At 70.5% G+C, this 16,471-nt stretch carries 14 protein-coding genes and 1 rRNA gene; 13 read left to right on the plus strand and 2 right to left on the minus strand.

Features of this window, described 5'->3' with window-relative positions:
- Window positions 1-21 precede the first annotated feature (21 nt).
- The 6 genes from FFG40_RS09340 to FFG40_RS09365 are packed head-to-tail and all read left to right on the plus strand — an operon-like array spanning window position 22 to window position 6,285.
- Window positions 22-1,440 carry an MFS transporter gene (locus tag FFG40_RS09340; RefSeq protein ID WP_138802985.1) on the plus strand — a complete coding sequence of 473 codons (1,419 nt, stop codon included), beginning with the start codon at window positions 22-24 and terminating at the stop codon, window positions 1,438-1,440.
- The gene (locus FFG40_RS09345) at window positions 1,437-3,197 is read left to right on the plus strand and encodes a dihydroxyacetone kinase family protein (RefSeq protein WP_138802986.1); all 1,761 of its coding nucleotides are present in this window, start codon (window positions 1,437-1,439) and stop codon (window positions 3,195-3,197) included. Before FFG40_RS09340 ends, FFG40_RS09345 begins: the two co-directional genes overlap by 4 nt.
- 25 nt (window positions 3,198-3,222) lie before the next feature.
- On the plus strand, window positions 3,223-3,708 hold the full coding sequence (locus FFG40_RS09350) for a ribose-5-phosphate isomerase (protein WP_138802987.1): 486 nt from the start codon (window positions 3,223-3,225) through the stop codon (window positions 3,706-3,708).
- Window positions 3,708-4,529, plus strand: coding sequence for a triose-phosphate isomerase family protein (locus FFG40_RS09355; RefSeq protein WP_138802988.1), 822 nt, complete (start codon window positions 3,708-3,710; stop codon window positions 4,527-4,529). The genes FFG40_RS09350 and FFG40_RS09355 overlap by 1 nt, the downstream gene beginning before the upstream one ends.
- Window positions 4,526-5,371, plus strand: a complete 846-nt coding sequence (locus FFG40_RS09360; protein WP_138802989.1) for a sugar phosphate isomerase/epimerase — start codon at window positions 4,526-4,528, stop codon at window positions 5,369-5,371. The genes FFG40_RS09355 and FFG40_RS09360 overlap by 4 nt, the downstream gene beginning before the upstream one ends.
- A complete protein-coding gene (locus tag FFG40_RS09365; protein ID WP_051596643.1) occupies window positions 5,368-6,285 on the plus strand; it encodes a phosphogluconate dehydrogenase C-terminal domain-containing protein in 918 nt (305 codons plus the stop codon). Before FFG40_RS09360 ends, FFG40_RS09365 begins: the two co-directional genes overlap by 4 nt.
- 32 nt (window positions 6,286-6,317) lie before the next feature.
- On the opposite strand, the gene FFG40_RS09370 is transcribed toward FFG40_RS09365, so the two are convergent.
- Window positions 6,318-7,913: a hypothetical protein gene (locus FFG40_RS09370; RefSeq protein WP_138802990.1), complete on the minus strand. Its 1,596-nt coding sequence runs from the start codon at window positions 7,911-7,913 to the stop codon at window positions 6,318-6,320.
- An 80-nt stretch (window positions 7,914-7,993) separates the two neighbouring features.
- Between FFG40_RS09370 and FFG40_RS09375 the strand changes: the two genes are divergently transcribed.
- From FFG40_RS09375 to FFG40_RS09385, 3 genes are all read left to right on the plus strand, one after another.
- Window positions 7,994-8,755: an SDR family NAD(P)-dependent oxidoreductase gene (locus FFG40_RS09375; RefSeq protein ID WP_138802991.1), complete on the plus strand. Its 762-nt coding sequence runs from the start codon at window positions 7,994-7,996 to the stop codon at window positions 8,753-8,755.
- A gap of 109 nt (window positions 8,756-8,864) precedes the next feature.
- The gene (locus FFG40_RS09380; protein WP_071246336.1) at window positions 8,865-9,059 is read left to right on the plus strand and encodes a hypothetical protein; all 195 of its coding nucleotides are present in this window, start codon (window positions 8,865-8,867) and stop codon (window positions 9,057-9,059) included.
- An 85-nt stretch (window positions 9,060-9,144) separates the two neighbouring features.
- Entirely contained in the window at window positions 9,145-9,660 is a 516-nt protein-coding gene (locus tag FFG40_RS09385; protein WP_138802992.1) for a hypothetical protein, read from the plus strand.
- Between the two features lie 9 nt (window positions 9,661-9,669).
- Here FFG40_RS09385 and FFG40_RS09390 read toward each other — a convergent pair whose 3' ends face one another.
- Window positions 9,670-11,127, minus strand: coding sequence for a PLP-dependent aminotransferase family protein (locus tag FFG40_RS09390; RefSeq protein ID WP_138802993.1), 1,458 nt, complete (start codon window positions 11,125-11,127; stop codon window positions 9,670-9,672).
- A gap of 21 nt (window positions 11,128-11,148) precedes the next feature.
- Between FFG40_RS09390 and FFG40_RS09395 the strand changes: the two genes are divergently transcribed.
- The 4 genes from FFG40_RS09395 to FFG40_RS09410 all read left to right on the plus strand — a co-directional run bounded on the left by FFG40_RS09395 (window position 11,149) and on the right by FFG40_RS09410 (window position 16,442).
- Window positions 11,149-11,898: a pyridoxamine 5'-phosphate oxidase family protein gene (locus FFG40_RS09395; RefSeq protein WP_138802994.1), complete on the plus strand. Its 750-nt coding sequence runs from the start codon at window positions 11,149-11,151 to the stop codon at window positions 11,896-11,898.
- Between the two features lie 182 nt (window positions 11,899-12,080).
- Window positions 12,081-13,034 (plus strand): C40 family peptidase, encoded by a 954-nt coding sequence (locus FFG40_RS09400; RefSeq protein WP_138802995.1) that lies wholly within the window; start codon window positions 12,081-12,083, stop codon window positions 13,032-13,034.
- A 93-nt stretch (window positions 13,035-13,127) separates the two neighbouring features.
- Entirely contained in the window at window positions 13,128-14,360 is a 1,233-nt protein-coding gene (gene rlmN / locus FFG40_RS09405; protein WP_027465106.1) for a 23S rRNA (adenine(2503)-C(2))-methyltransferase RlmN, read from the plus strand.
- Window positions 14,361-14,920: 560 nt separating this feature from the next.
- Window positions 14,921-16,442, plus strand: a 16S ribosomal RNA gene (locus tag FFG40_RS09410).
- Window positions 16,443-16,471 lie beyond the last annotated feature (29 nt).

Below are 16,471 nucleotides of genomic sequence, written 5' to 3' on the forward strand. Positions count from 1 at the left end.
CCCCACCGAGCAGGAGTCATCGTGGACATCCCCGCCACGCGAGGCATCCCCACCTCGGTCGTCGAGAAGACGGCCATCCGCAAGATCGCGATCCGCATCGTGCCGTTCGTGGCACTGATGTTCTTCATCAACTTCCTCGACCGCACCGCGATCTCCTTCGCCGCCCCCAACGGCATGGAGGCCGACCTCGGCCTGACCGCCGCCCAGTTCGGCTTCGCGTCCGGTGTGTTCTTCATCGGCTACCTCGTGCTCGAGGTGCCGTCCAACCTGGCGCTGCACAAGTTCGGCGCCCGGATCTGGCTCGCCCGCATCATGATCACGTGGGGCATCGTGTCCCTGCTCTTCACGTGGGTGCAGAACTACCCGCAGCTCGTCGGCCTGCGCTTCCTGCTCGGGATCGCCGAGGCCGGCTTCTTCCCCGGCGCGATCCTGTTCCTGTCGACCTGGGTCCCGGCCCGTCACCGCGGCAAGATGCTCGCGCTCTTCTACCTGGCACAGCCGCTCACGAGCGTGATCGGTTCCCCGCTCGCCGGCTGGCTGATGACCCACGAGGGGATCCTCGGCGGCCTGGCCGGATGGCGCTTCATGTTCCTCTGCGTCTCGATCCCGGCGATCATCGTCGGCGTCCTGTGCCTCTTCGTCCTCAAGGACAAGCCGTCGCAGGCGAAGTGGCTCGACGAGGACGAGAAGGTCTGGCTGGAGACGACGCTCGCTGCCGAGAGTGCCGCGAAGGGCGGCGGAGACGGTCACGGCAAGGGCGGCCTGCGTGCGGCCTTCGGCTCCGGCCGCGTCTGGATGCTCGCCGCGGTGTACTTCGGCTTCATCTACGGCCTCTACGCGCTCAGCTTCTTCCTGCCGACGATCATCGACGGCTTCCAGGAGCAGTTCGGCACCACGTTCGACCTGTTCCAGAAGGGCCTGATCACGGCCATCCCGTACGTGCCCGCCGCGGTGGTCCTGTACTTCTGGTCGCGTGACGCCTTCCGTCGTGGCGTCCGGGTCTGGCACATCGCCGTCCCGGCCCTGGTCGGTGGCCTGAGCATCCCGGTCGCGCTCTACATGAACAGCCCGGCCGCCACCGTCGCGGTCATCGCGATCACCGCGTGTGCGATCTTCGCGGCCCTGCCGAACTTCTGGACGGTCCCGACGCAGTTCCTGACCGGTGCCGCCGCAGCCGCGGGGGTCGCCCTCATCAACACCGTCGGCAACCTCGGTGGGTTCGCCGCCCCGTACATCACGGGTGCGGTCAGCGAGTGGACCGGCGGGTACCAGGTGCCGATGTTCATCGTCGGGTTCTTCATGGTGCTGTCGAGCGTGCTGATGTTCGTGCTCGGCCGGAACACGAAGCGCAACGAAGCGGCTGCCGCGGCGGCCGGAGCCGACAGCGCGGTCTCCGCCACGGACGGACCGACCGCGATCGCGAAGGAGGCCGGCGCATGACCCGCCTGTTCAACGACCCGGCGGACTTCGCCGACGAGATGGTGGACGGCTTCGTCGCCGCCAACCACGCCCGGGTGCGCAAGGTGCACGGCGGGGTCGCCCGCTCCACCACCAGCCCCGAGGGCACCGTCGCGCTCGTCGTCGGCGGTGGCTCCGGCCACTACCCGGCCTTCGGTGGCCTCGTCGGACACGGCCTGGCGGCCGGTGCCGCGATGGGCAACCTGTTCGCCAGCCCGAGTGCCCAGCAGGTCACCGCGGTCGCGAAGGCGTCCGAGCACGGCGGCGGCGTACTGCTGAGCTACGGCAACTACGCGGGTGACGTCCTCAACTTCGACGCCGCGGCACGGGCACTCGAAGCGCAGGGCATCGACGTCCGCAGGGTCCGCGTGACCGACGACGTCGCGTCCGCGCCCGCCGACCAGGCACACAAGCGCCGCGGGATCGCGGGGGACCTCTGCGTGTTCAAGGTGGCGGGCGCGGCCGCGGAACGCGGCGACGACCTCGACGCGGTCACCGCGATCGCGACCCGGGCCAACGACCGCACCCGCAGCTTCGGCGTCGCGTTCTCGGGCTGCTCCTTGCCCGGCGCCGACGAGCCGCTCTTCACCGTCCCCGAGGGGCGCATGGCCATCGGCATGGGCATCCACGGCGAACGCGGCATCGCCGAGGCCGACGTCCCCACCGCGGACGGCCTGGCCGACCTGCTCGTCGACAAGCTCCTCACCGAGCGACCCGACGGCACCGGCACCACAACACACGGCACCGCACCAGAAACCGCCACAGCACCCGCCGGCCCCCGCGTCGTCCCGATCCTCAACGGCCTCGGCTCGGTCAAGTACGAGGAACTCTTCGTCGTCTTCGGCGCCGTCCAGCGGAAGCTCACCGACGCCGGCATCGTCGTCGTGGAGCCCGAGGTCGGCGAACTCGTCACGAGTTTCGACATGGCGGGCGTCTCGCTCACCCTGTTCTGGCTCGACGACGAACTCGAGCAGCTCTGGGCCGCCCCCGCCGACGCCCCCGCGTACCGCAAGGGCGGCGCCGTCCCGCAGCAGCCGGTGCCGGTCGAGGTGCTCGAAGCCGGCGTGGTCGTGCCCGTCACGCCCGGCACCGAGGAGTCCCAGGCTTCGGCCGCCCGCGTCGCGGCCGCGATCACCGCGATCCGCGCCACCATCGACGACCACGCCGACGAGCTCGGCCGCATCGACGCCGTCGCCGGGGACGGCGACCACGGCATCGGGATGCAGCGCGGCTCCACCGCCGCCGACCGTGCGGCACAGGACGCCGCCGCCCGCGGTGCCGGCGCCGGTTCGGTCCTCGCGATCGCCGGCGACGCCTGGTCCGACAAGGCCGGTGGGACGTCCGGTGCGATCTGGGGTGCCGCCCTGGAGGCCCTGGGTCGCGTCCTCGGGGACGAGTCCCGTCCGACACCCGCCACCGTCCAGAGCGCGGTGCACGCCGCCGCCGAAGCCGTCCTGGCTTTCGGCGCGGTCCCCGGCGACAAGACGATGGTCGATGCGCTCGTGCCGTTCGACCAGGTCTTCTCCGCCCGGGTCGACGCCGGCGACGAACTCGTCGACGCCTGGTCGGCCGCCTCGGCCGCAGCACAGACCGCGGCGGACGCCACGGCCGACCTGTTGCCCCGGATGGGCCGTGCCCGCACCCACGGCGAGGACGCCGTCGGCACCCCGGACGCCGGCGCGATCTCGTTCGCGCTCATCACCGCCGCGGTCTTGGCGACCATCGCCGTCCCCGCCTGACCCCCACCACGAAAGGCACACCCGCATGAGTGAGCAGCAGTTCCGCATCGTCGTCGGTTCGGACGACGCCGGCTTCGACTACAAGGAGGTCATCAAGGCCGACCTGGCGAACGACCCCCGCGTGGCCTCCGTGGTCGACGTGGGCGTGGACGCCGACGGCCACACGGCCTACCCGCACGTCGCCGTCGACGCCGCCCGTCTGGTGGCGAACGGCGAGGCCGACCGCGCGATCCTGATCTGCGGCACCGGCCTCGGCGTCGCGATCGCGGCGAACAAGGTCCCCGGCATCCGCGCCGTGACCGCGCACGACTCGTTCTCGGTGGAGCGCTCGATCCTGTCGAACGACGCCCAGGTGCTCTGCATGGGCCAGCGCGTCGTCGGGGTCGAGGTCGCGCGCCGGATGGCGAAGGAGTGGCTCGGCTACACCTTCGACCGGACGAGCGCGAGCGCCGAGAAGGTCGACGCGATCTGTGCCTACGACGGCTCTGCCCCGGTCGGGACCGACGCCTGATGCCCGCGACCACGGCGGCCGCCCCGGTGACGATCGGGGTGTCGCTCAAGATGTACTTCTCGCACGCCCGGACGCTCGAGTGGGCGGCCGCCGTGGCCGAGATCGCCCGGAGCCACCCGGCGGTGCGGTCCGGCGCGGTCGAGCTCTTCATGGTGCCGACGTTCCCGTCGCTCGTCCCCGTCCGGGCGATCCTGACCGGGTCAGGCGCTCCGGTGCTGCTCGGTGCCCAGGACCTCGCCTGGGCCGACGAGGGTGCCTTCACCGGCGAGGTCTCCGGCTCCGAACTCCGTGAGATCGGGGTCGACCTCGTCGAGATCGCACATGCCGAGCGCCGCTCCCTGTTCCACGAGACGGACGACGAGATCGCCGGCAAGGTGCACGCGGCGTACCGCAACCACCTGCGGCCCCTGATCTGCATCGGCGAGACCGAGCGCGCCGCCGACGGCGACCCCGCGGCCGCGATCGCCGAGGTCACCGCGCAGCTCGACCGGTTCCTGGCGACCGCGACCGCCGACGGCCTCGCCGGACCGCTCATCGCCGCGTACGAGCCGGTGTGGGCGATCGGTGCCCCGCAGCCCGCACCCGACGAGCACATCGTCGCGGTCCTGGCCGGCATCGAGCGGCACCTGGCGACCCGGCCGGAGCTCGACGGCTCCGTCGCGATCTACGGCGGCAGTGCCGGTCCGGGCCTGCTGACCCGCGGTGCCGGACGCATCGGCGGCCTGTTCCTCGGCCGCTTCGCCCACGACCCCGAGGCGATCCGCACGATCCTCGACGAAGCCGAGGCGCTGGCCGCGACGCAGGACGGAGCACCGGCATGACCTCCCTGCTCGGCCTCTCCACCTACGCCTACTTCTGGCGCATGTCCGACCGCGTCCCGTCGCCGATGTCCCTCGATGACGCCCTGCGTGACGCCGCGTCGCACGACGGCGTCGACCTGTTCCAGATCTGCGACCACCTGCCGCTCGACACCGCGACCGACGAGCGCCTTGCCTCGATCCGGTCCCTGGCCGACGACCTCGGTCTCACGCTCGAGGTCGGAACCCGAGGCACCCGGCCGGAGCACCTCGCCCGGTACGTGCACGTCGCGCAGCAGCTCGGCGCAACGCTCGTACGGAGCATGTGGACGAGCGGCGACGACCAGCCCGACGCGGTCGAGACCGAACGACGCCTGCGGCAGGCGCTCCCCGCCTACGAGCGCGCGGGCGTGACCCTCGCGCTGGAGACCTACGAGGTCGTCGCCACCGCCGACCTCGTCGCGGTCGTCCGGGCGATCGGTTCCGACAGTCTCGGCATCTGCCTCGACCCGGCGAACACCGTCGCCCGGCTCGAACACCCGGGGGACGTCGTGGCGATGACCGCCCCGCACGTCGTCAACTGGCACGTCAAGGACTCCGCCTTCACCCGCTCACCGGGCTGGGTCGGCTTCCAGTACACCGGCGTCCGCACGGGCACCGGGATCCTCGACTACACCGCCGTCCGAGCCGCGGTCGAGCCGGACCCCCGGGGGATCAACCGCGTCATCGAGTTCTGGCTGCCGTGGCAGGACGCGCACGCGGGCGCCGAACCGCTGCCGGGGGAGACCCCCGCACAGACCACCACCCGCATCGAAGCGGCGTGGACCGAACACACCATCGAGTACATCAGGAGCAAGGAATCATGACCGACACCGTCACCACCCCCCACACCGTCGCTGCCGGATCCGGCACGGCCGACGTCACCGTCGCCGTGATCGGTGCCGGCGGCAAGATGGGCACCCGCGTCTCGAACAACTTCGCGAAGAGCGAGTACACCACCCTCTACAGCGAGGCCTCGCCCGCCGGCCAGGAGCGCATCCAGGCCCTCGGCCGCGAGATCACCGACAGCCTCGACGCCGCGAAGGCCGCCGACGTCGTCATCCTCGCCGTCCCGGACGTCCTGCTCGGCACCATCTCGGAGCAGCTCGTCCCCGTCATGAAGTCAGGCGCCAGCATCCTGACGCTCGACCCTGCCGCCGCCTACGCGGGTCTCCTCGCCAAGCGCGAGGACATCCACTACGCCGTGGCGCACCCGTGCCACCCGTCGGTGTTCCTCGAGCGCACCACCAAGGCCGAGTGGGACGACACCTTCGGTGGCATCGCCGCCCCGCAGGAGGTCATCGCGGCCTTCGACGCCTCGGAGTCGCTCGGCGACGAGGGCGACCGCGCCAAGGCCGTCGCCGAGGCTGTCATCACCACGATGTACGCTCCGGTCATCCAGGTGCACTGGGTCACGGTGAAGCAGCTGGCCGTGCTCGAGCCGACCCTGGTCGAGACGATCGCCTGCATGATCGGCGACTTCCTCAACGACGCCCTCGAAGAAACGGTCACCGGTGTCGGCGTGCCCCGTGAGGCCGCCCGCGCCATGCTCTACGGCCACACCTGGATCGCGCTGACCAACGGCCTGCGCGGCTCGAACCCGTTCTCCGACGCCTGCCACATCGCGATGGGCTACGGCCGCGAGAAGCTCATCAAGGAGGACTGGAAGCAGGTCTTCGACGACAGCGAGCTCGACTCGGTCATCGCGAAGATGCTCAAGATCGACGCCGTCCGGCGCTGAGCCGGACCGCCACCGACCACCGCGCCGACCACTCAGCGCGCCCGGACCGGAACGCCCCGCCGACCCCCTTCCGGCGGGGCGTTCCCCATGCCGTCGGCGGCCACGAACCCCCGCGGCCCCCACGCCTCGGCCAGCGTGATCGAGGCCACCCCCGGCACGGTCAGCGCCCGCACCGCGTCGGCGAACCACCGCCCGGCGGCCGGCGTGTGCTGCGCCGGGTCGGTCGCGTCCGGAACGGTTTCCGGGCCGTAGCCGTGCTCCACGGTCGCGTCCGTCACGACCCGGGTCGGCGCCGTCGCCACCGCGTTCCACCGTGGCCGCAGCGTCACCGGTCCGACGTGCAGCGCCCTGCCGGCGGCCAGCCTGGAGGCGCTGCTCACCACCCAGCGCAGCATCCGGATCGACTCGGTCACCTCTTCGGGCGACCGGTCGTGCATCTGCGGCGTCACGCTGCAGGTCAGGGGGCCGTCCCAGCCCGAGAACACCGCGATCGAGCGGTTCAGCTCGGTGAAGTGGGCCCGGGTACCGGCGACGACCTCCAGTGCGCCGACCGCCGCCACCGCTTCGCGCAGTGCCCGCTGCAGCGCCGGCGTCGTCACGTGCGAAACCGGGTCGAACGCCCCGACGCGTGCCACCGGCCCGCCCTCGAGCACCGCGTCGATCGCCGCGCGCAGCAGCACCGGGTCGTCGGTGACGAACCGGACGTCCAGGGGAGCGGCACCTGCGTCCCGGCGGGCCGAGGCGAGCACCGCCTCGACGTTCGGGGCCCCGAGGGTCGGCTCCACCAGGATCGGGAACCCTCGGAGCAGGTCGGCGTCGTCCGGGCGCGCAGCGACCGGTGCGGAACCCGCGAGCAGCTGGAGCGTCGGCGGCGTCGTGACCACGGCACCGGGAGCCGGCCCGTCGAGCGCCGCGAGGTCCGGGGCGGGGGAGGCCGCGCCTCCCGACCGGGTGCCCCGACCCCCTGGTGACCCGACCGCCGTCGCACGCAGGGTGAGCCCCTGCCGGACCGTCGTCCCCGGCGTGATCGCGACCGGGAACGGCTCGGCGAGCGGCGTCGAGTACGTCTTGAACGAGGCGTCGGTCCAGTTCCGCTGGTCCTCGGTCTCGAACACGTCGCCGGTCAGGTCGAGCGCCAGTGCGACCGGACCCGCAGCCCAGTCGAGTCCGGCGACGTCGACGGCCGGTTGGTGCGGCGCGATCCAGAACGGGAACGCCGTCGCGGTGCTGCCACCGGACGGGTGCCGCACCGTCAGTGGCTGCCCGGCCAGGGTCGGCGGGTGCAGGACGACGAGCCCGATGCGGTTGCGGCGGAAGGCCCGTGGGGCCGTCGCGACCGCGGCGACCTGCAGGGTGTCGTCGTCGAGCGTGACCTCGAGGACGGTGCGGACGACCTCGACGCCGTCGTACCGTGCGCTGATCTCGAGGCGGATGCACCCGTCGTCACCGTCCACCGTGCGTATCAGCACGGTGTCGTCGGCGGTGCGCCAGTCGTGGTCGCGGACGACGAACCGGACGGCGCGCAGGACGAGCGTGCCCCGGAACGTGACGTCGGCGAGTTCGGCTCCGCGCAGGGCCAGACGCCAGGGCCCGACGGACACGATCTCGTCGTTCGACGTCGCAGTCATGGTGCATGCCTAGCACCGGTCAACCGGTTGGGCAATGATGGGTGTGACGGAGCAGCGCTGCTCCGAGGACGGAGTCCCACATGCCCGCACGACTCGACGGCCGGACCGCACTCGTCACGGGAGCGGGGTCCGGCATTGGCCGCGCGATCGCCGACCGCTTCGTGGCCGAAGGGGCGACCGTCGTCTACGCCGACCGCGACGCCGATGCGGCCGCCGGTGCCGCCGCCGCAGCCGGCCCGACCGCGATCGGCCTCACGATGGACATCGCCGACGAGGCGAGCGTGGCCGCGGGGTTCGCCGGACTGGCCGACCGTGGTGCGAGCCCCGACGTGGTGGTCGCGAACGCCGGTGTGCAGCTGTTCGGCCACGACGCGAAGGTCGCCGACCTGTCGCTGGAGACCTGGGACCGCACGGTCGCGGTCAACCTCACCGGCACGTTCCTGACGATCAAGCACGCCGTCCGGGCGATGCTCGCGAGCGGCGCCGGCGGCTCGGTCATCGCCACGGGGTCGCCGACCGGCCTGAACGGCGAAGGTTCCGACTTCGCGGCGTACTCCTCGACCAAGGGCGGCATCCACGCACTCGTCCGGGCGACCGCGATGGCCTACGCGCGGGACGGCATCCGGGTGAACACGGTCGTGCCGGGCTACACCGAGACCGGCCTCGTGTCGGCGATCTCCGGTGACCCCGAGGCCCGAGCCGCGATCGTCGCCCGCACGCCCCTCGGCCGCCCGGGCACCCCCGACGACGTCACCGGCATCATGGTCTACCTGGCCAGCGCGGAGTCGTCCTACGCCACCGGAGCGGAGTTCCGCGTCGACGGCGGCATGACGAGCCTCTGACCCGTCTCGGAGGCTCGGTGCGCCGCGCCGGACCCTCCCACGCCCGACCTTTGGCCGCGGAACGCAGCACGCGGTTCGGCGGCTCCCGGCACGCGTACCGTCCGTCGCGATGACCGAATCACCCACCACCACTGCCCCGTCGAACTACGAGTCCGCCGACGGTGTGGACCCCCTGCACGTCACCACCTACCGACAGGTCCGCAAGGCCGCCCGCCGCGGACACGCACTGCCCGGCGACGCCGGTGAGCCGTCCCTGGCCGACCTGGTGAACGCCCGGAAGAACGGCACCGCCGAGTCCCGCTGACGCAACCTCACGATCCGGTCTCGACGAGGTCTCGATCGGGACACGACGACGCGAGCAGCACGAGGGTGCTGTCACGATGACGTCCATGGTCTCCTTCCGGTCCGCACTGCCCCTGGTCGTCGTGAGCGCGGTCCTCGTGTCGGGCTCACTCGCCGGCTGCTCGGCCGGTTCCGGCACAGCGGCGGTGTCGACGTCGACCCCGACGCCGACCTCGGAGACCTCGGACGGCCAGCCAGCGGGCGGCGCGACGGACCCGATGGAGGAAGACCGGAGTGCTGCGGCGATCTGCGGCCAGATCACTGCGCTGACGACGATCTCGCTGAACGCGACGGTCGGGCGAAGCCAGGGCGATCTCTCCGAGGCGCAGTACCAGGCACTGATCGCGGCGGAACGCTTCGGCTACGAGCACCTGTCGAGCACCGACGAGGAGCTCGACGAAGCGATCGACTACGCGCACGAGTACCTCGACGCGCACCCCGCACCGAAGTCCGGGCCGGCGCTCGAGATGACCCCCGAATGGGAACTCGTCGGGCGGACCCTGATCACCGCGTGCCGGGGTGCCGGGTCGAACGTCGTGGGCACCGCCCAGTACGGCGGCTGACGACCCGGATCAGGGTCCCGTGACCGCCGTCACGAGCGCGTCGAGCGCGCGGTCGAGCTCCGGCATCGTCACGGCGCCGTAGCCGAACACGATGCCCGGCGGCGTGCTGCCCGGCGCGAGCCCGTACTCCTCGAGCGTCGCGACGAGCACCCCGGCGTCCGCCAGCAGACGCGCGATCTGGGCCCCCGTGGTCGGACCCGACCACGTGACCACCGCGTGCAGTCCGCCGTTCAGGGCACGGGCCTCCAGGCCGGCGACGTCGCCGAGCCGAGCCGCGATCCGGGCCCGGCGGTGCGTGTAGTCGCGACGCACCCGACCCAGGTGCCGCCGCAGCGCACCCGTCCGCAGCAGGTGCACGAGCGCGGCCTGCACCGGTTCGGCGACGACCGCACCACGAGCCCGACGGGCGGCGAGCACCGCCTCCGTCACCGGGGAACCCGTCGCCGCGACCGTCGGCAGCACGACGTACGCGCAGCGCAGCCGGGGGTCGAGCGTCTTCGAGAAGCCGCCGACGTGCAGCACCACGCCCTCGGCGTCGAGCGCGACCAGTGCGGGCACGGGAGCACCACGGTGCCGGAACTCGGAGTCGTAGTCGTCCTCCACCACCACGGTGCCGGTGGTGGCGGCCCAGGTGAGCAGCCGCCGGCGCCGGGCGACGGGCATCACCGACCCGAGCGGGTACTGGTGCGTCGGGCTGACCAGGACGGCGTCGACCGGTCCGGCGGCCTCGAGCGCGTCGAGGTCGAGGCCGTCCTCGCCGATCGGGACGCCCACCAGGGATCCACCAGCGCTCGTGATCGCACGGTGTCCGGTGCGGTAGCCGGGGTCCTCGACGGCGACGACGGGAGCGCGACCCAGCAGCCCCCGCAGCGCCTCGGTGACGAGCGACAGCGCTTCCGAGGTCCCCGCGGTCACGAGCACCCGGTCGACCGTCGCCGTGAACCCGCGGGTCAGGCCGAGCTGGGCGACGACCTGTGCCCGCAGGTCGGGGGAGCCGAGCGGGTCCGCGATCGCGTTCCGGAGCGGGGCCGAGGCCGCTGCGCGCCAGGCTGCCCGCCAGTCCCGTTGCGGGATGGCGGTGACGGCGGGGATGCCCGGACGGCAGTCGATGAGCGGAGCGGACGGCGGAGCGGCCGCGACGCCGACCGCGCCGGAGCCGGAACCGGCGGTGTCCGTGCCGACGGCCGACGGCGCACTCGTCGTCCGACCGTGCAGGTCCGCCGCGACCCGCGCGAGGGCACCGTGCCGCGTCCGCAGGTACCCCTCGCCGTCGAGCTGCTCGTACGCCGCGACGACGGTGCCCCGGGCCACCCCGAGCTCCGCCGCCAGCACCCGCGTCGACGGCAGCGGATCGCCTTCGCGCAGGGTGCCGTCGTGCACCATCCCGCGCACCCGTGCCACCACACCGGACACCTTGCTCGACTGGTCCATCGTGATCGCCCCGATCTGGTCCAGACGCCGGACCACTGGTGACCCTAGCGTGACGACATGCCCACCTCGAGCCCCGAACCGGAACCGCCCACCGACGGCCCTTCGCTCCGCGTCCGCCGCCTGCGCGACCGCCAGACCGACGACCCCGCCGTCCTGCACGCGATCCTCGCCGAGGCGCACCTGGCCCACGTCGGCATCGTCCGCGGTGGCCAGCCCGTCGTCCTGCCGTTCCTCTGCGCCGTCGGGGACCTCGGCGACGGCCCCGTCCTGCTGCTGCACGGCTCGACCGGTGGTGGGCTGTTCCTCGACGCCGGGGCCGAGGGCGTCCCGGTCGCCGCCACCATCACCCACCTGGACGGTCTCGTCTTCGCACGCTCCACCAACGACAGCTCGGCGAACTACCGCAGCGCGATGGTCGCCGGCCGCGCCACCGTGGTGCCGACCGACCTGCGCACCGAAGCCCTCTGGCAGGTGGCCGACCACCTCATGCCGGGCCGCCGGGCCGAGGTGCGCGATATGACCGCGAAGGAGGTCCGCGCCACCCAGGTCCTCCAGCTGCCCCTCGACCGCGCGAGCGTCAAGGTCCGAGCCCACGGTGTCGGCGAGGACCCGGCGGACGGTGAGGACCACACCGTCTGGGCGGGCGTGCTGCCGCTCGCGGTCCGCGCCGGGGTCCCGATCCCGGGGGACATCTCGGGGGACAGCCCGGTGGACGCCTCGGTCGTCGCGCTGTCGGCTCGCCTCGACCGCCTGGCGGCCGACCGGGAGGCCCGGATCGCCGCCGTCATGCGGGTCACGCCGGTCTGAGCCCGGGGCCACCGCCGCGGGCCGGCTCCGGAACGCCCGTGCGCGCCGTCGGAGAGGCCTGCGAGCGGTGCTCGTTCCTGTGACCAGCCGCAGGAACACTCCGGCGCTGCCCAGCCGCAGGCACCGTCGTGACCAATACGTTACTTTCCGGACCGCCGAGTGGTCCCGACCCGGAAGGACCCATGGGACGCCACACCCTGCCTGCAGCAGCCGACGACCGTCAGCCCGCGCGAACGCACACGCACCCCGCGGTCGAAACCGCGCCGCTGACGCCGGACACGCAGCAGTCCCGTCCCCGTGGTCGCCGCTCGGCCCTCGGCCCCGCGGCCGCCCGCTCCACCTTCGTCGAGCACCCGAAGCCGACCCGGACCGTGCGGATGCAGCCGCGTCCCGCCCCCGTCGCGTCGTCGGCCGGCAGCGCGGTGCTGAGCCGGACCGCCACCCTGCGTGCCGAGCGCGCCGTTGACCCGCGGCACATCCGCCGTTCCGCCAACGCGAAGCGCGCGGCGATCCTGCTCGCCCCCGCGATCGCGGTGACCTCGAGCCTGACGCTCGCCCTGCCCGCGAACGCCGACACCCTGCCCGCGGACACCCGCTCCGGCACGACCACGGCGCAGGACGCCCAGACCTTCACGGTGGCGCACGACGTCCAGGTCCCCGTGGTCTCCACCGACGGCATGACCACCACGACGACGATCGTGTCCTACCCGACGCTCGACCTCCGCTTCGGGGTGACGACCGCGCAGGCACAGTCCGCGTTGTCCGCCGCACTCTCGGCCGGGGGCGACCGGGCCACGATCGTGCAGACCGCCCTGCAGTACATGGGGGACCCGTACGTCGAGGGCGGCGCGAGCCACGAGGGCATCGACTGCTCCGGGCTCACGATGGTCGCCTACCAGGCGGTGGGGATCCAGCTCGTGCACTACGTGCCGACGCAGGACGCCGTCGCCACCACGATCCCCGAGTCCGAGGCACTGCCGGGCGACCTCGTCGTGTACGACGACGAGGACCACGTCGGCCTGTACCTCGGCCAGGGGCTGGTCCTGCAGGCACCGCACCCGGGCGAGGTCGTCGACATCGTCCCGATGTACTCGGCGGCGCACCACTTCGCGCGCGTCCTGCCCGCCGGCAGCTGACCCGACCAGCCGTGGGGCGGCCGTGGTGGTGACCAGCAGGACCACCCGGACGGGGCGTCCCCACCGATCACGGGCCTCCCGTATCCTGGAGTGATGGCTTCCGACACCCGCACCCCGTTCGAACAGCAGCAGTCTGCTCGACCGCAGGTGCGCCCGCGCACCGAGGGCTGGAAGCAGGCCACCGACACCGACGGTCGCCCGCTGCTGCAGTTCGCGTCCCCGAAGCGTGGCAAGCCGCCCGTGCACCTGGCCGACCTGACGGCCGAGGAACGCGAGGCCCGCGTGAAGGAACTCGGCCTGCCCGGGTTCCGCGCCAAGCAGCTCGCGACCCACTACTTCCAGCACTACACGTCCGACCCGGCCAAGATGACCGACCTGCCCGCCGCCCAGCGGGAGCAGCTCGTCGCCGGGATGCTGCCGCCGCTCCTCACCGAGACCCGGCGGCTGGCGACGGACAACGGCGACACGATCAAGTTCCTCTGGAAGCTGCACGACGGCGCCCTGGTCGAGTCGGTCCTCATGCGCTACCCGGGCCGCATCACCCTGTGCGTCTCGTCCCAGGCCGGGTGCGGCATGAACTGCCCGTTCTGCGCCACCGGCCAGGCGGGGCTGACCCGCAACATGTCCACCGCCGAGATCATCGAGCAGATCGTCCGGGCAAACGCCGCGATCGCTGCCGGTGAGCTCGGGGGCGATCCCCGCAAGGGCGGCCACGACCGCGTCGACGCCGAACGCGTGACGAACATCGTGTTCATGGGCATGGGGGAGCCGCTCGCGAACTACAAGCGGGTGATGGACGCTGTGCGGTTGATGGTCGCACCGCAGCCGAACGGTCTCGGCATGAGTGCCCGCGGCATCACGGTGTCGACCGTCGGCCTGGTGCCGGCGATGATCAAGCTCGCGGACGAAGGGATCCCGCTCACCTTCGCGCTGTCCCTGCACGCACCCGACGACGAGCTCCGCGACGAGCTCATCCCGGTGAACTCGCGCTGGAAGGCCGACGAAGCGATCGACGCCGCCCACAACTACTACGTGAAGACGGGCCGTCGTGTCTCGATCGAGTACGCGCTCATCAAGGACATGAACGACCACGCCTGGCGAGCCGACCTGCTCGCCGAGAAGCTCAACAAGCGCGGCAAGGGCTGGGTGCACGTCAACCCGATCCCGCTCAACCCGACGCCGGGCTCCGTGTGGACCTCGTCCGAGGTGCACGTGCAGGACGAGTTCGTCCGCCGACTCAACGCCGCCGGCATCCCGACGACCCTGCGCGACACCCGCGGCAAGGAGATCGACGGGGCGTGCGGGCAGTTGGCAGCGGCCGAGTAGGTCGGTCCGGTTCGTTCAGTCGGGAGGCACGGTGCGGGTTCGCACCGTGCCTTCCGTCGTTCCCGGGGTCGCGCTCACACCGTCGATCCCCGGAAACCCGGGGGACACGTGCCGTTCACCCGACTGCGACACGCCCGGGAGGGACGACGGTTGGCAGGGCCCCCGGGGCGTGTGTAGAGTAATCACTCGTTGCCGCTGAGGCGGAGAACGGAACGGCCGAGACGATCACCGGGTTGAACACCTGGAGATGCAGTCCGGACGGGGTCCCGCTCAGGCAACCAACTCCTCGGAACCACGACCTTTGGTTGTGCGCCCGGGATGTTGTACAAGACGAATGCCTCTCTGGCGGAACCTGTGATGGGTCGAGCGGGGAGTGCGTCTGGTCCTTGAGAACTCAACAGCGTGCACATTGTCAATGCCAATTTATTGATTGACCTCGTGCCTGGTCGGCTTGCTGACTGGGTCATGAAGCAATTCCTTTTGGATTGAAGATTGTCAGTAGACAGTCAACAGTCAGAATCAACTCGGTCTGATGCCTTCGGGTGTTGGGTCTGTATTTTTTTACGGAGAGTTTGATCCTGGCTCAGGACGAACGCTGGCGGCGTGCTTAACACATGCAAGTCGAACGATGATGCCCAGCTTGCTGGGTGGATTAGTGGCGAACGGGTGAGTAACACGTGAGTAACCTGCCCCTGACTCTGGGATAAGCGTTGGAAACGACGTCTAATACTGGATATGATCACTGGCCGCATGGTCTGGTGGTGGAAAGATTTTTTGGTTGGGGATGGACTCGCGGCCTATCAGCTTGTTGGTGAGGTAATGGCTCACCAAGGCGACGACGGGTAGCCGGCCTGAGAGGGTGACCGGCCACACTGGGACTGAGACACGGCCCAGACTCCTACGGGAGGCAGCAGTGGGGAATATTGCACAATGGGCGAAAGCCTGATGCAGCAACGCCGCGTGAGGGATGACGGCCTTCGGGTTGTAAACCTCTTTTAGTAGGGAAGAAGCGAAAGTGACGGTACCTGCAGAAAAAGCACCGGCTAACTACGTGCCAGCAGCCGCGGTAATACGTAGGGTGCAAGCGTTGTCCGGAATTATTGGGCGTAAAGAGCTCGTAGGCGGTTTGTCGCGTCTGCTGTGAAATCCCGAGGCTCAACCTCGGGCTTGCAGTGGGTACGGGCAGACTAGAGTGCGGTAGGGGAGATTGGAATTCCTGGTGTAGCGGTGGAATGCGCAGATATCAGGAGGAACACCGATGGCGAAGGCAGATCTCTGGGCCGTAACTGACGCTGAGGAGCGAAAGCATGGGGAGCGAACAGGATTAGATACCCTGGTAGTCCATGCCGTAAACGTTGGGCGCTAGATGTAGGGACCTTTCCACGGTTTCTGTGTCGTAGCTAACGCATTAAGCGCCCCGCCTGGGGAGTACGGCCGCAAGGCTAAAACTCAAAGGAATTGACGGGGGCCCGCACAAGCGGCGGAGCATGCGGATTAATTCGATGCAACGCGAAGAACCTTACCAAGGCTTGACATACACCGGAAACGGCCAGAGATGGTCGCCCCCTTGTGGTCGGTGTACAGGTGGTGCATGGTTGTCGTCAGCTCGTGTCGTGAGATGTTGGGTTAAGTCCCGCAACGAGCGCAACCCTCGTTCTATGTTGCCAGCGGGTTATGCCGGGGACTCATAGGAGACTGCCGGGGTCAACTCGGAGGAAGGTGGGGATGACGTCAAATCATCATGCCCCTTATGTCTTGGGCTTCACGCATGCTACAATGGCCGGTACAAAGGGCTGCGATACCGTAAGGTGGAGCGAATCCCAAAAAGCCGGTCTCAGTTCGGATTGAGGTCTGCAACTCGACCTCATGAAGTCGGAGTCGCTAGTAATCGCAGATCAGCAACGCTGCGGTGAATACGTTCCCGGGCCTTGTACACACCGCCCGTCAAGTCATGAAAGTCGGTAACACCCGAAGCCGGTGGCCTAACCCTTGTGGAAGGAGCCGTCGAAGGTGGGATCGGTGATTAGGACTAAGTCGTAACAAGGTAGCCGTACCGGAAGGTGCGGCTGGATCACCTCCTTTCTAAGGAGCATCTGGCCTCGTGTTGTCCC

The sequence above is a fragment of the Curtobacterium sp. KBS0715 genome (assembly GCF_005938005.2).
Taxonomy (GTDB): domain Bacteria; phylum Actinomycetota; class Actinomycetes; order Actinomycetales; family Microbacteriaceae; genus Curtobacterium; species Curtobacterium flaccumfaciens.